15 protein-coding genes are annotated in these 14265 nt (G+C 40.1%); 12 read left to right on the plus strand and 3 right to left on the minus strand.

Features of this window, described 5'->3' with window-relative positions:
* Positions 1-5: 5 nt before the first annotated feature.
* The 9 genes from B3297_RS04670 (at position 6) to B3297_RS04710 (ending at position 7629) form a co-directional block, all read left to right on the plus strand.
* The gene (locus B3297_RS04670) at positions 6-1877 is read left to right on the plus strand and encodes a cytochrome c oxidase subunit I (RefSeq protein WP_175441964.1); all 1872 of its coding nucleotides are present in this window, start codon (positions 6-8) and stop codon (positions 1875-1877) included.
* A 77-nt stretch (positions 1878-1954) separates the two neighbouring features.
* Positions 1955-2998: a COX15/CtaA family protein gene (locus B3297_RS04675; RefSeq protein WP_070563550.1), complete on the plus strand. Its 1044-nt coding sequence runs from the start codon at positions 1955-1957 to the stop codon at positions 2996-2998.
* Positions 2999-3071: 73 nt separating this feature from the next.
* Positions 3072-3977 carry a heme o synthase gene (cyoE, locus tag B3297_RS04680; protein ID WP_070563553.1) on the plus strand — a complete coding sequence of 302 codons (906 nt, stop codon included), beginning with the start codon at positions 3072-3074 and terminating at the stop codon, positions 3975-3977.
* On the plus strand, positions 3977-4558 hold the full coding sequence (locus tag B3297_RS04685) for a cytochrome c oxidase subunit 3 (protein ID WP_070563556.1): 582 nt from the start codon (positions 3977-3979) through the stop codon (positions 4556-4558). Before cyoE ends, B3297_RS04685 begins: the two co-directional genes overlap by 1 nt.
* Before the next feature lie 9 nt (positions 4559-4567).
* Positions 4568-5314, plus strand: a complete 747-nt coding sequence (locus tag B3297_RS04690) for a cytochrome c oxidase subunit 3 (protein WP_070563559.1) — start codon at positions 4568-4570, stop codon at positions 5312-5314.
* Between the two features lie 24 nt (positions 5315-5338).
* A complete protein-coding gene (locus B3297_RS04695; RefSeq protein WP_070563563.1) occupies positions 5339-5716 on the plus strand; it encodes a cytochrome C oxidase subunit IV family protein in 378 nt (125 codons plus the stop codon).
* 9 nt (positions 5717-5725) lie between these two features.
* Positions 5726-6454, plus strand: coding sequence for an SCO family protein (locus B3297_RS04700; RefSeq protein WP_070563567.1), 729 nt, complete (start codon positions 5726-5728; stop codon positions 6452-6454).
* Positions 6455-6459: 5 nt separating this feature from the next.
* On the plus strand, positions 6460-7005 hold the full coding sequence (locus tag B3297_RS04705) for a DUF420 domain-containing protein (RefSeq protein ID WP_286778522.1): 546 nt from the start codon (positions 6460-6462) through the stop codon (positions 7003-7005).
* A gap of 168 nt (positions 7006-7173) precedes the next feature.
* Positions 7174-7629, plus strand: a complete 456-nt coding sequence (locus tag B3297_RS04710) for an ABC transporter ATPase (protein WP_112373814.1) — start codon at positions 7174-7176, stop codon at positions 7627-7629.
* Between the two features lie 112 nt (positions 7630-7741).
* On the opposite strand, the gene mtgA is transcribed toward B3297_RS04710, so the two are convergent.
* Positions 7742-8506, minus strand: a complete 765-nt coding sequence (gene mtgA, locus B3297_RS04715) for a monofunctional biosynthetic peptidoglycan transglycosylase (protein ID WP_112373813.1) — start codon at positions 8504-8506, stop codon at positions 7742-7744.
* A gap of 136 nt (positions 8507-8642) precedes the next feature.
* Here mtgA and mutS point away from each other — a divergent pair, with 136 nt between their 5' ends.
* A complete protein-coding gene (mutS, locus tag B3297_RS04720) occupies positions 8643-11249 on the plus strand; it encodes a DNA mismatch repair protein MutS (RefSeq protein ID WP_286778523.1) in 2607 nt (868 codons plus the stop codon).
* A gap of 206 nt (positions 11250-11455) precedes the next feature.
* Here the strand turns inward: mutS and B3297_RS04725 are convergent, their stop codons facing one another.
* A complete protein-coding gene (locus B3297_RS04725) occupies positions 11456-12613 on the minus strand; it encodes a hypothetical protein (protein ID WP_112373810.1) in 1158 nt (385 codons plus the stop codon).
* A gap of 97 nt (positions 12614-12710) precedes the next feature.
* Here B3297_RS04725 and B3297_RS04730 point away from each other — a divergent pair, with 97 nt between their 5' ends.
* Together B3297_RS04730 and B3297_RS04735 are read left to right on the plus strand one after the other, a co-directional pair.
* Positions 12711-13418 (plus strand): tRNA1(Val) (adenine(37)-N6)-methyltransferase, encoded by a 708-nt coding sequence (locus B3297_RS04730; RefSeq protein WP_112373809.1) that lies wholly within the window; start codon positions 12711-12713, stop codon positions 13416-13418.
* 3 nt (positions 13419-13421) lie between these two features.
* Positions 13422-13916, plus strand: a complete 495-nt coding sequence (locus B3297_RS04735; RefSeq protein WP_286777347.1) for a metallophosphoesterase family protein — start codon at positions 13422-13424, stop codon at positions 13914-13916.
* Positions 13917-13933: 17 nt separating this feature from the next.
* Here B3297_RS04735 and B3297_RS04740 read toward each other — a convergent pair whose 3' ends face one another.
* Positions 13934-14242 (minus strand): cupin domain-containing protein, encoded by a 309-nt coding sequence (locus tag B3297_RS04740; protein WP_286777345.1) that lies wholly within the window; start codon positions 14240-14242, stop codon positions 13934-13936.
* Positions 14243-14265 lie beyond the last annotated feature (23 nt).

The raw sequence follows: 14265 nt of genomic DNA on the forward strand, positions 1-14265 counted from the left end.
CGAATATGTCAAGTACAGTAATATCGCATAGCGCTGAACATCACGATTCGCACGGCCATCATCATGAGGAGTCGTTCATCAGAAAGTATATCTTCTCGGGTGACCACAAGATGATTGCTAAGCAATTCTTGATCACTGGTATCATCATGGCAGTTTTTGCGATGCTTTTATCAGTATTATTCCGTATCCAATTAGCATGGCCGGATAAAGAGTTCCCTATATTAGAAGTATTCTTAGGTAAATGGGCTGAAGGCGGTCGTATAAAACCGGAGTTTTTCCTTTCCTTGGTAACCATTCACGGTACCGTTATGGTATTCTTCGTGTTAACGGCTGGTCTATCGGGTACTTTTAGTAACTTATTGATTCCATATCAAATCGGAGCACGCGATATGGCATCTCCTTTTATGAACATGTTGTCTTACTGGTTGTTCTTTGTAGCATCAGTTATTATGGTTGCATCGTTCTTCGTAGAAAGTGGACCTGCTTCTGCTGGTTGGACGATCTACCCGCCACTATCGGCTGTTCCTACTGCAATCGCAGGATCTGCAACAGGTATGACTTTATGGTTGGTGAGTATGGTTCTATTTGTAGCTTCACAGTTGATCGGTGGTATTAACTATGTAAGTACAATTTTGAACATGCGCACAAAAGGAATGGACTTATGGAAAATGCCTTTGACAATCTGGGCGTTCTTCTTAACTGCTATCGTAGGTATGTTGTCATTCCCAGTATTGGTTTCGGCGGTTGTTCTTCTGATTTTTGACCGTGCTGCTGGTACGTCATTCTATTTGTCGGATCTTGTTGTTCAAGGACAAATTTTACCGAACGAAGGTGGTTCACCAATTTTGTTCCAACACTTGTTCTGGTTCTTAGGTCACCCTGAGGTATATATCGTTGTTATGCCGGCTTTAGGTTTAACTTCTGAGGTTATTGCAACCAACTCACGTAAACCAATCTTTGGTTACCATGCGATGGTTTATTCGTTGATCGGTATTACCGTGTTATCGTTTATCGTATGGGGTCACCACATGTTTGTAACAGGTATGAACCCGTTCTTGGGTGGTGTATTTATGATTACAACATTGATTATCGCGGTTCCTTCAGCGGTAAAAGCGTTTAACTATCTTGCAACGTTGTGGAAAGGTAATATCCGTTTCACTCCGGCGATGATGTTTGCTATCGGTTTGGTATCGTTCTTTATCTCTGGTGGTTTGACAGGATTGTTCCTAGGTAATGCGGCATTAGATATCAACTTACACGATACGTATTTTGTTGTTGCCCACTTCCACTTGGTAATGGGATCGGCGTCAATCTTCGGTATGCTTTGTGGTGTTTACCACTGGTATCCTAAGATGTTCGGTCGTATGATGAACACAAAATTAGGTTATTTACACTTCTGGTTGACTTTCGTTGGTGCTTACATGGTATTCTTCCCAATGCACTTTATGGGTATCGATGGTGTGCCTCGCCGTTACTATGCATTTACACACTTTGATTTCATGGCAAAATGGGTTTCTGTCAACCAATTGGTAACTTGGGCTGCGATTGTGGCTGCTTTAGGTCAGGTAGCTTTCCTGTGGAACTTCTTTACATCGATTTTCTTCGGTAAAAAAGCCCCACAAAACCCTTGGCAGTCAAACACATTGGAATGGACTACTCCGGTAGAGCATATCCATGGTAACTGGCCAGGAGAAATTCCAACTGTACACCGTTGGCCTTACGATTACAGTAAGCCAGGTCATGGTGAGGATTTTATTCCTCAAAGTGTTCCTTTCTCTGAAACGATGAGCTCTAACTTGCCTCATGATTTTGAAGGAGATGAGGAAGCAGAGCGTATCCAAGCAGAATGGAATGCTCAAAATGGTAGAAAAGACTAATAAAATCTTATAAAATAGAGTAGGGATTTCTACTCTATTTTATAGAAGTTTGTATTTTAAGAGGTAGGGGTAGTATTATGTTTCCAGCAGCTGAGAAGCGATTTATAAAGACCAATTTTATAACGATCATTGTGTTGTTTTTGGTCATTATTGCTGGCGGAGTTGTTCGGAGTACAGGGTCAGGAATGGGATGCCCAGATTGGCCAAGATGTTTTAACCGTATTATTCCTCCAACAGATATCTCCCAATTACCGCAAGGATATGAACAGCATTATATTGAAGGAAGGGCAAAGAAGAACGAACGTTTCGCGAAAATTGTAGAATTTTTCGGCGATAAAGAAATGGCTTACAAGCTCCGTACTGATAAGAGTATTTTGCAGCATGAAGAGTTTAATGTTGCGAAAACCTGGACGGAATATATCAATCGGTTGGTAGGCGTTGTTTCCGGATTCTGTTTGTTATTTACAGCTATTTATTCTTTCACCTATTTAAAATCAAAAAGCTCGATCGTTGTTTGGTCAGTGATTAATCTTTTTGTTGTCGTACTTCAGGCCTGGTTGGGATCGATCGTTGTATCGACAAATCTGATGCCCTGGATTATTACGGTACATATGCTCTTAGCCATTGTAATTGTTTGTATTAGTATTTATACATATTTCAAAGCAGTTACTTTGCGAAACAAGACCTTACTGGTCAATCGTTCTTTGGGTATATTAAAAGGACTCGCTATTGCTTCAATTTTATTGATGCTAACACAGGTAATTGTCGGAACGGGAGTTCGCGAGGAGGTTGATTTATTAACCGGTTCAACGATAGCCCGGACTGATTTTATAACAACTATTGGCCAACAGTTTGAGTTACATCGCTGGTTGGCATATTGTTCTTTGATTTTAGTTATTGTATTATTCTTTTTGGTCCGCACGAGTTTTAATACGGGGTCTAAGCAATATAAATTTGCTTTAATCGCATTGATTCTAGTGGGTATCCAAATGCTATCAGGAATTATCTTAGCTCGATTTGCAATACCTGCATTTGCACAAACAACCCATTTGGTGGTAGCTACGCTGTTATTTGGCGCGCAGTTCTACCTGTTGTTATTGTTAAACAAGCAAAGGCACTAATCTTGGCATTCGGGATGTTTATGTTTAAAAGTACGTGTTTAATTACACTGATAGTAGGAGGTCTCTTTTAGTTATGAAAGAATTTATTTCAGATTTCAAAAAGCTTGTTAAGTTGAGACTTACGTTGACGGTTGTATTTTCTGCGTCAATTGCTTTTCTGATAGGATCAAAACAACAGGGTGATATATTCTGGTTCAATTGGTTATTGTTGACTATAGGTGGTTTTCTGGTGACAGGTTCTGCTAATGGTTTTAATGAGATCATTGAAAAGGATTTGGATAAACTGATGAAACGTACGGAGGACAGACCGTTGCCATCAGGCCGCATGACAACAGGACAAGCTTTGGTATTAAGTGTCTTTATGGGCATCTTAGGAACCTTGGTGCTTGTTCGCTTAAACTTTGTCGCTGGTCTGCTGTCGGTTTTCTGTATTCTTCTTTACGCATTTATCTATACACCATTAAAAAGAAAATCACCAATAGCAGTGTTTGTCGGCGCGTTTCCGGGTGCATTTCCGCCATTAATTGGATATTATGCAGCCTTTTCGCAAGACGATTTAGCCTACTATAGTGGACATAATGAAGCGGCAATTATTATTATTCCCTTTGTGTTGTTTGCTATTCAATTTTTATGGCAGTTTCCGCATTTCTGGGCAATTGCTTGGGTTGTGGATGATGACTATAAATTAGCGGGTTTTCGCTTATTGCCGACGACAAAACGTGATAAGATATCTGCGTTTATGGTATTCATTTCAGGTTTGTTTATGATACCTGCAGGTTTTATACCGTATCATTTTGGCTTTGGTGGAATTTGGTTTACGATTGTATCTGTGGTCGGAGGAATAATGTTTGGTTATTACGGTTATTTGCTGTTTAAGAATTGTGATATTCCTTCAGCAAAGAAAGTGATGTTTACCTCATTTATCTATTTGCCTGTGACACAACTCGTATTATTGCTTAACTTTATTCCGTTGAAATAATGTTAGATATACAAGCACAAACTGACGAGAAGTTAGTACAGAGAAAAGCCCAAAAGTTCAACCTATGGTTGGGTATGTTGGGGATGTTCATGATGTTTGCGGCGTTATCCAGTGGTTTCATTGTATATACAGCGAGCGGTGTGGACAAAGGGATTAAGACCCTATTGCCAAATGCACTTTTATATAGTACCTTGGTGATTGTGGTTAGTAGTCTAACGATGTTTTTAGCCCATAGAGCGGCTAAAAATGGCGAGTCTTCCAAACAGCGGTTGTTTTTGATAGCAACTTTTATTTTGGGAGTTGTATTTTTTGCCTTGCAAGTTCATGCTTGGAATGTATTGATCGATAGGGGTGTTTATTTTGTGAATAACAATGCATCGCAATCTTTTATTTACGTTTTTATATGGATGCACTTGGCGCATATTATTGCGGGGTTGATCGTTTTGATTGGCGCGATTATAGGAATTAACAAACTTCCTAAAGACGGCAATCTTTTCCGCATGGATCTTGCCAGTATTTTTTGGCATTTTCTCGATCTTTTATGGATTTATATATATGTTTTCTTACTTTTGAATCAATAATAGTAAACAATGAGTACAACAGTATCGCAATTGGATAAGGTAAAAACTGGTCCATGGAATGGTGGAAAATCACCTTGGAACTTAGAGTATGGAAAAATCATGATGTGGTTTTTCTTGGTAGGGGATGCCTTCACATTTTCTGCATTTTTGGTTTATTATGGCGCGCAACGATTTTCACACGCTGTATGGCCGGATCCTGATAAGGTTTTTCAATCTATTCCAGGAATTACTGACGGGGGACAACCCTTAGTATTTGTCGGTTTAATGACGTTTATTTTGATTATGTCTTCAGTAACTATGGTGTTGGCGGTTGAAGCTGGACATCGTAATTCGAAGCATGAGGTTGTTAAATGGATGTTATGGACAATCTTAGGTGGTCTTTGTTTCGTTGGTTGTCAGGCATTAGAGTGGACGCATTTGCACCACGAAGGCTTTTGGTTCGGACGTAATCCTGCTACTGATATTGCTACACATATGGAAGGCGGAAATGTTGTTGAAAAATTGAGCCATTTCTTTACGGGAGATGTATCGTATACATCAGCACTTCAGTTTGCAAACCTATTCTTTACAATTACTGGTTTTCACGGTTTCCACGTAACTGTTGGTATTATTTTGAACATCATTATTTTGTTCATGACTTTAAATAATACTTTTGAAAAAAGAGGATCCTATTTAATGATTGAAAAAGTAGGTCTATATTGGCACTTTGTGGATTTAGTGTGGGTATTCGTGTTTACACTTTTCTACCTTGTTTAGTAAATCAATTTAATTACAAAAGCTATGTCACAATATCAAGATAATATCGCTCACGGAGAGCACGCTCACGAAGGTGGGTTGGATAAAAAAGCCATCTGGAGGGTGTTTGGAGTACTTTTGGCCCTTACTTGCCTAGAGTTCTTAATCGCATTAGGCTTCGTTCACCATTGGCAAATTCTGTCTAAAGGGGTATTGGTTAATTCAATTTACATTATACTTACTTTAGTTAAAGCTTATTATATCATTGCATTCTTTATGCACTTGAAATTCGAGAAATCGAGCTTCATTGTCACTGTAGGAATCGTCTTTATTTTTATTATTTATTTTATTGTTTTGATGCTAGTTGAAGGAGGCCATTTAGCTTCTGCATTCCAAGAACATCAAATATTTCCAAATAAATAGATAAAGTGAATGGATAATAATACTGGACAAAAGAAAGGTATTAAAACTATATTGATCCTGGCAGTAATTCTTTTACTGCCGGGATTTTTATATTTTATACTAAATAAAAGCGGCTCGAATAGCTACGCCTCCTTACCAATTTTTGGGAAAAAGGAAGTGCCTGGAACAACACATCGAAAATGGGGACGTGATATTCCCGATACCATCTACCATACGGTGACGCCTGTTGATTTTGTGAATTACGATGGTAAGAAAGTGCATTTGTTGGACAATGATACAACACTCTCTGTAGTCCACCTGATGTATTCTAGGGACGCTTCCTTATCAAGGACAATGATTAAGCGATTAGATCAAATTGCTAATCGGTTTATTCAGAATCAGAAAGTTAAGTTGTATTCTATCACGGTTGATACAGCCTATGATACACCTGATGTATTAGCGAAATACGCGAAAGTTTACAAACCCTGGACCAAATCTTGGTTTTTTGTGACAGATCCTTCTGTTGATATCTTTAAATTTGCTAAAGAAAGTCTATTGCAGGACGCGCTTGTCAACAATGATGGCAATAAACCATTTATTATTGGTTCTAATTATCTTTTACTTGATACAAAAGGACGTATAAGAGGTATTTATGACATTAATGTCAAAACGGATGTTGACCGCCTTGAGGATGAAATCAAATTATTATTGGTCGAGGAAGTCCGAAACCATCCAGCTACAATAGAACAAAAGAGATAATTATCATGGAAGAGAGTCTTAACAAGGAGAAAAAGTATAGTAAATGGATTTGGGTGCTATCTATTGCTATCCCGATAGTGGTTGCTATCCTTTTCACAGTGAATTTACAAAAGCTGGGTTATGATGTAAAGCCGCTAACATTTTTGCCTCCCATCTACGCGGCTATCAATGGGATTACGGCTGTACTGCTTTTTTGGGCAGTGGCTGCAATAAAAAAGGGCAATAAGCCCTTGCACGAGCGTTTGATCAAATTGTGTATTGCTTGCTCTTTAGCTTTCCTGGCGATGTATGTCGCTTATCACATGACTTCAATCGAAACAAAATATGGTGGCGAGGGAATTTTGAGACCGATCTATTTCTTTATCCTGATTACGCATATCTTGCTTTCTATCATTATCATCCCTTTTGTGCTTTTTACTTTTGTAAGAGGTATATCCGGTTCTTACGAGCGTCATAAAAAGCTTGCCCGCATTACTTATCCAATGTGGCTTTACGTGGCTGTTACCGGTGTGATAGTTTATTTAATGATTTCTCCGTATTATATCTGTTAGTGAGAAAGGGGCGGGGTGCAACGGATTCGATGTGGGGGATCTGGCTTAAAATTGAAATGAAATTGGAAGCGAAGGAGTATATATTCCAGCCATTCAAGAGTATAAACAGCGTAGGATTAATCAGCCGATTTGTATCGGCTAGATGGATCTTTAAAAAATCATTTGCATATGAAGCGTATCTGGATTTATCAGGCAGATCGTCTGCTAACGGCAGCAGAGGGACAGGAGATTGTTACTGACCTAGAAGCTTTTGCTGAACAGTGGAAAGTACATGGAAAACCACTTTCTGCTTCCGCAGAATTGCGGGATAATCTTTTTATTATCCTTAAGGTGGACGAGGAAGTGGCGGCTGCATCAGGTTGTTCTATTGATAGTTCGGTTCGATTTTTAAAAGGAGTTGAATCGAAGTATGGTATTCAACTATTTGATCGCATGCAATTTGCATATAAAGGGGATCAAGGAATAGGCGTGGTTAACCGTGACGGATTTGAGAAGCTACTGGCAGACGGTACCATCAATGATAATACCTTAGTATTTGATAATACTATTACCCATGAACATCAAATGGAGAATGCTTGGGCAGTGCCCTTCCATCAAAGCTGGCATAAACGACTTTTTAAATAAGTTGTAAACAAGTATAAAAGAAAGGCCATATGTAATTGTGGCCTTTCTTTTTGATCTATAGATCTGTATTGCTTCTCTTTCTGATTGGTCCGCCGAATGGCGATAGCTTCGCTTATTCAGGAATAGTATAATGGTGCATGTATTTTGCAATCGCATTTGCGCGTCTATTGACATAGGCAGATGGGTTACGTGCATCCCATTCTCTGGGGTTAGGTAATATGGCTATAATCAATGCGGCTTGTTTTTTTGAAAGATTGCTGCCTGTTTTACTAAAATAATACGACGCTGCCGCATCGGCACCATAAACTCCCTGTCCCATTTCAATCACATTGAGATAAACTTCGAGGATGCGTTTCTTGCTCCAGAATGTTTCTATAAGAATTGTAAAGTAGGTCTCGAAACCTTTTCTTAACCAGGAGCGCCCTGGCCATAGAAAGACATTTTTGGCGACCTGCTGACTGATTGTACTTCCGCCGCGTAATTTCTTTCCCTGTGCATTTTTTTTAATGGCATTCTGAATCCCTTGCATGTCGAATCCCCAGTGTGTCATAAAGTGAGCATCTTCTCCTGCAATGGCCGCTAACTTGAGGTTGTCCGAAAGTTCATCGTAATCCAGCCAGTTTTTTTCCAGTTTAAATCCTTTGCCCTGCTCTTTTAGTTCAAACCCACGTTGAATCATCAACCAGGTGATGGGAGGATTGACGAACCTTAAGCTAATGACCCAAAAGAGTGAAATACCAATAAAATAGAGCACTACCCGTGTCGCAATGCGCAGGATCGGAGATTTTATGGACTTCAATGGGTTGAAGGATTTTTTTTTGAAGGTATTTTGTTGTTTGCTGGACGTATTTTGTTTACCAGATCTTTTGATGGCCATGACTAATTTTTTTCGGATACAAACTTAGCTTATATTCTTGTTTAATGGAAATGATTTTGTCGAGAAGTTGAGGGTATCGTTTGCCAAAGCGACGATATTATCCTATTTTTACGCTTCATAAAAATTGATTTACAAGTTGGCAAAAGAAAAGAAAGTGACCCCATTGATGCAACAGTATAATGCGATCAAGATTAAATATCCTGGAGCGTTATTGTTGTTCCGTGTTGGCGATTTTTACGAGACATTTGGTGAGGATGCAATCAAAGCTGCCCAGATTTTGGGCATTGTTTTGACGAAGCGTGGTAATGGCTCGGAATCGGAAACCGCGTTGGCTGGTTTTCCTCATCATTCGTTGGAGACCTATCTTCCAAAATTGGTGCGTGCCGGCCAACGGGTGGCGATCTGTGATCAGTTGGAGGATCCTAAGACGACAAAAACAATCGTTAAGCGTGGTGTGACAGAGTTGGTTACCCCTGGCGTTTCCTACAATGACAATATTGTTCAGCAGAAATCGAATAATTATTTAGCGTCAATCTTTATCGAAAAAGAGCGGATCGGTATTTCTTTTCTTGATATTTCAACAGGCGAATTTTTGGTTGCTCAGGGAAGTGTTACCTATATCGATAAATTGCTTCAAGGTTTTAAGCCAACGGAAGTCATTCTTTCCAAAAAACAGAGCAAGGATTTTGCGGAGCAGTTTGGGTCGCATTACTATACTTATTTTCTTGACGAATGGCCGTATACGGGAGACTATGCTACAGAAACATTATTGAAGCATTTTGAGGTCTCGTCGATGAAAGGATTTGGCGTGGATCGCATGACCGTAGGGGTTGTTGCTGCTGGTGTAGCATTGCATTACCTCAATGAAACCGAGCATCGTAACCTGCAGCACATTTCTACGCTTTCCCGTATTGAAGAGGACCGTTTTATGTGGCTGGATCGTTTTACGATTCGTAATTTGGAATTAATCGGTTCGTTGAATGAAAATGCGGTTACGCTATCCGATGTACTGGATCATACATCCAGTCCAATGGGAGCACGTCTGCTCAAGCGCTGGATCGTGATGCCGCTCAAAGACAGAAAGAGTATTCAGGAGCGATTGAATGTGGTCGATTTCTTTTTCACTAACCGTGACTTACGGGATGAACTGATTGGTCAGATCAAACAGGTGGGCGATCTGGAACGTTTAATTTCCAAGATCGGACTGCAAAAAGCAAACCCGCGGGAAATTGTGCAATTGAAGCGCGCATTATATGCTATTGAGAAATTGAAAGAACTTACAGATCGTAAAGATGCTGATGCTCTTCGGACAATCTCAGATCAGTTAGATGCTTGTGCTGTTATACGTGAAAAAATAGAGCAACAGGTTCAGGCGGAACCTCCTGTCGCAATCAATAAAGGGAGTGTAATCGCGGAAGGGGTGGACCCTGAATTGGATCGATTGCGCAAGATCGCTTTTGGTGGCAAAGATTATCTGCTTGAGATCCAAAAAAGGGAAGCGGAACTCACAGGGATTCCTTCTTTAAAAATAGCGTTCAATAATGTTTTCGGTTATTATCTGGAGGTCACTAATACACACAAAGATAAGGTTCCGACGACGTGGATCCGTAAACAGACACTGGTGAATGCAGAACGTTACATTACGGAGGAACTGAAAGAATATGAAGAACAGATTCTAGGTGCTGAGGAGAAGATCCAAGCACTGGAGAATAGATTATATGCAGAGCTATTGCTTTCCATTGCTGAATATATCAAACCTATTCAGCTCGATGCACAGCTGATCGCTAAGCTGGATGTGCTGCTTAACTTTGCGGTTGTAGCAGAGAAAAATTATTATGTAAAGCCTGAAATCAGCGAGAGCAAGATCTTGGATATTAAAGGCGGAAGACACCCTGTCATTGAAAGAAACCTGCCAATAGGCGAGGACTATATTACCAATGATACCTTCTTGGACCCAAAGACACAACAGATTATTATTATTACGGGGCCTAATATGGCCGGTAAATCGGCGTTACTCCGTCAGACTGGATTGATCGTGTTGATGGCGCAAATTGGTTGTTTCGTACCGGCAAAAGAAGCAAAGATCGGTCTGGTTGACAAAATTTTCACCCGTGTGGGCGCTTCAGATAATCTTTCTTCTGGAGAATCTACGTTTATGGTAGAGATGAATGAGACGGCGAGCATCATGAATAATTTATCAGACCGTAGTCTCATTCTTTTAGATGAAATCGGTCGTGGTACCAGTACCTATGACGGTATTTCTATTGCTTGGGCTATTGCTGAGTTTTTACACAATAATCCCGCAGCCAAAGCAAAAACATTGTTTGCAACGCATTACCATGAATTAAATGAGCTGACAACTTCATTGGATCGTATTAAAAATTATAATGTGACGGTGAAGGAAGTCAATAACAAAGTTATTTTCTTGCGGAAGCTCGTTCCAGGAGGCTCAGAACATAGTTTTGGTATTCATGTGGCAAAGCTCGCGGGGATGCCACAAAAGTTGCTGAATCGTGCCAACCAGATCCTGAAAAGATTGGAGCAGGAGCGAACTGGTGGGGAGCAGATTAAGGATAGTATGCGTAAGATTCAGAAACAGGCCTACCAATTGCAAATGTTTTCCATTGATGATCCTGTCTTGAATAAGATCAGGGATATGCTGAATAATCTGGATGTTAATTCGCTTACTCCAGTTGAGGCATTAATGAAGCTGGATGAGATACAACGCCTGCTAAAGAATTAAATCTTCTTTTGGACTTGTACACCTGATCTCAAGTGGGACTTGTTTTCTTCGATTTGAACACGCCAGATCATGTTTTTTAAAACAGAACATCATCTGGCGTATTTTTTTCTGAAAGTGCCTGATCTTATTGGTTAGAGAGAACCTTGAGCTCGCTTTCATTGTTGTTGATGTCTGCGAAGTCATGAAAGTTTTTGAAGGGCTATTGCTTAAAACCTGAAAAATAGTTCCAAGCTTCCGTAATTCGCCTGTATTGGGATCAATACCTTACTGCTGGCATCATAAGGCGCGTAATGATAGCCGAGTTCGAAACCAATGTACTTTTGGTTTTTCATGCGAAATAGGGATGCGAGACCAAGTCCTAAGTGCACATTATTGATGGTTACCATACGATCGGTGTATCCACCATCATAATAATAACCATCCGGATCATAATAACCAGAGGAATAAGCGCTTTCTGTAATACCGGTATCTGTAATATCTATGCCAAGGATACCTTTTGGAATCAGTATACATTTGTCGTTGTCAAAAACTTTGTAACCTACAGCACCGCCCATAAATGCGGTCGCTGAAGAATTGACCGAAACATTGGAGCCCTCGTAATTGTAATCAATATTGCGGTCGTTTGAGTTGATGCGCACCTTGAAGCCACCTTCAAAAATAAATTTTCTTTCCAGCGAGCTCGTCAGCATAAATCCAAAGCTTATGTTGGTTCCGAAAATTTTGTTGGCTCCACCAAGTGGGGTGACTACGCCGATTGAAGGAACATAGCCAAGTTTGGCTTTTTGTCTATCTCTGTACACTTTGGGTGCTGGAAACCGCTGTTGATTATCTTGTTCATCAGCTTGTCGGTCTTGCTCGGCACTGGAAACGTCAGTATCTGAAAAAAGCAGTAAAATATCTTTTTCCTGATCCGTTAACGTGTAACTGTCAGAAACAAGGAGTGCTTGTGCCCTTACTTTGATGAGGCCATCCAGTGGGTGCCGCAATGGGTAAAAATTGTATTTTTCCTTATGCTGTTCGTATTGCGTTGAGAAATCGTCCTGGTCTGCCGCATCCAGTCTTTGTAGAAAGCTTTTATCAAATTGACTGTTCCAATAGAGGTCAATCGCTGCAGCACTATTTTTCTTTTCAATGATTTGCATAAGGATGCGTAACCTTTGTACAAATTCATTGATACCACAGCTTGCCTCTATGCTATTAAGTAAAGGGTCAATTTTGTCAAAGTCATTGTTGTTTAAGGCTTGTGTCAATAGGGGAAGTGTCTCAACGGTATATCGTTCACAATTTTCCTGTCCATACAATAGTTTTGTGGGAAGGACACAGCTCATAATCAATATCATAAGAGCAAGCTGACGGATATTCATGGCTTATATAGATTTGTTGCTGACTAAATTAGCAAATAAATCGCAGGTTACATGGGTTTGTTTGTGCCAAAGGTCCTAAAAGTTTTATCTTTGGCGTATGGCGTCGATATTTCGGTTTAAACAATTTGAGGTTGATCAGTCTGACTGTGCGATGAAGATCAATACAGATGGTGTTTTGTTGGCTTCATTGTCGGAGATAGAACCTGTAGAACGTGTCTTAGATGTGGGCACAGGCACTGGAGTCATTGCCTTGATGTTGGCTCAGCGTCTTGGGAATAGCCAGATAGAAGCTGTTGAAGTCGACGCTTTGGCTGCGTTGATGGCGGATAAAAATTTTCGCAATTCCATTTTCCGTGAACGCCTAACGCTACATGCTAGTTCCTTTCAGCAACTGGATACAACAGGAAATTATGATTTGATTGTATCAAATCCACCTTTTTATACGGATTCGTTGCATAATCCGGATGAACGGAGGAAACTGGCTAGACATACGGATCTGGATTTTTTCTTTGAACTGTTGGATTTCGCCTCTATACGCTTATCGAATCGGGGGAAATTAATCCTTATCCTTCCAGCGGCATTAGCGGATACCTTAGTCAGTATTTCTACAGAAAGAGGTTTACATTGTTCTACTGAAGTTCGGATAAGTTCCTTTGAAGGAGAATCGGTGCTACGTAAGATCGTAACGTTTGAACGGAGACCTGTTGAGTCGGTTGCAGTACGTGAGTTTGTTATTTATGCTGCTAAAGGTATTTATTCAGAAGCATATCGCACGGCCCTGGCACCTTATTTTTTAGCTTTTTAAATGATGACAAAGATCGGATTACTCTCAGATACACATTCTTTTTTAGATGAAGCGGTATTTACTCATTTTGCAGCCTGCGACGAGATTTGGCATGTAGGCGATTTTGGTGATGTGGATGTTGCAGATCGGTTGGCGGCTTTTAAACCGCTGCGCGGAGTTTTTGGTAATATTGATGGTCAAGAAATTCGTTTACAATTTCCAGAAGATTTGAGGTTTAGGTGTGAGGAAGTGGACGTCTTTATGACACATATTGGTGGTTATCCCGGGAAATATGCTGCACGTATTAAAGGAGAATTGATGAAAAATCCGCCAAAATTATTTATTACTGGACATTCCCATATTCTAAAGGTTATCTTCGATCCTAAGATTCAATGCCTCCACCTTAATCCAGGTGCAGCGGGTAAGCAGGGCTGGCATAAAGTGAGGACGTTAATGCGGTTTGATATCAATAAAGATAAAATTGAGAACCTAGAGGTTATTGAACTCAAAGACCGTTAAGTCACCCAGACTCTTCTTTAGTGTTTTTTGTGAATAGACAGACGAACAATACTTTGGGTAATGGCGAAGAGATCGTGCGGTACATTTGGTTCCAGTGTCACTAACATGCCTTTTGTTAGACTGATTTTGCTTCCGTTAACACCAAAATCAATATTGCCTTCGACAATTTCTACAATAATTGATGCAGCTGTTTTATGTTCCTTTAGATATTGCCCTTCTGCAAAAGTCAAACGATATTCTTTGCTGCCATTTGTTTCTAGGAGAAGGTCCATTTTGGGCTTCTTGTCCTGGAAAGTGACGTTTTGAAAAATAGATGCTGTCTGCATGATCGTAGTACTATTATCTGTTG

It is taken from the genome of Sphingobacterium sp. UBA3519, assembly GCF_002377215.1.
GTDB lineage: Bacteria > Bacteroidota > Bacteroidia > Sphingobacteriales > Sphingobacteriaceae > Sphingobacterium > Sphingobacterium multivorum.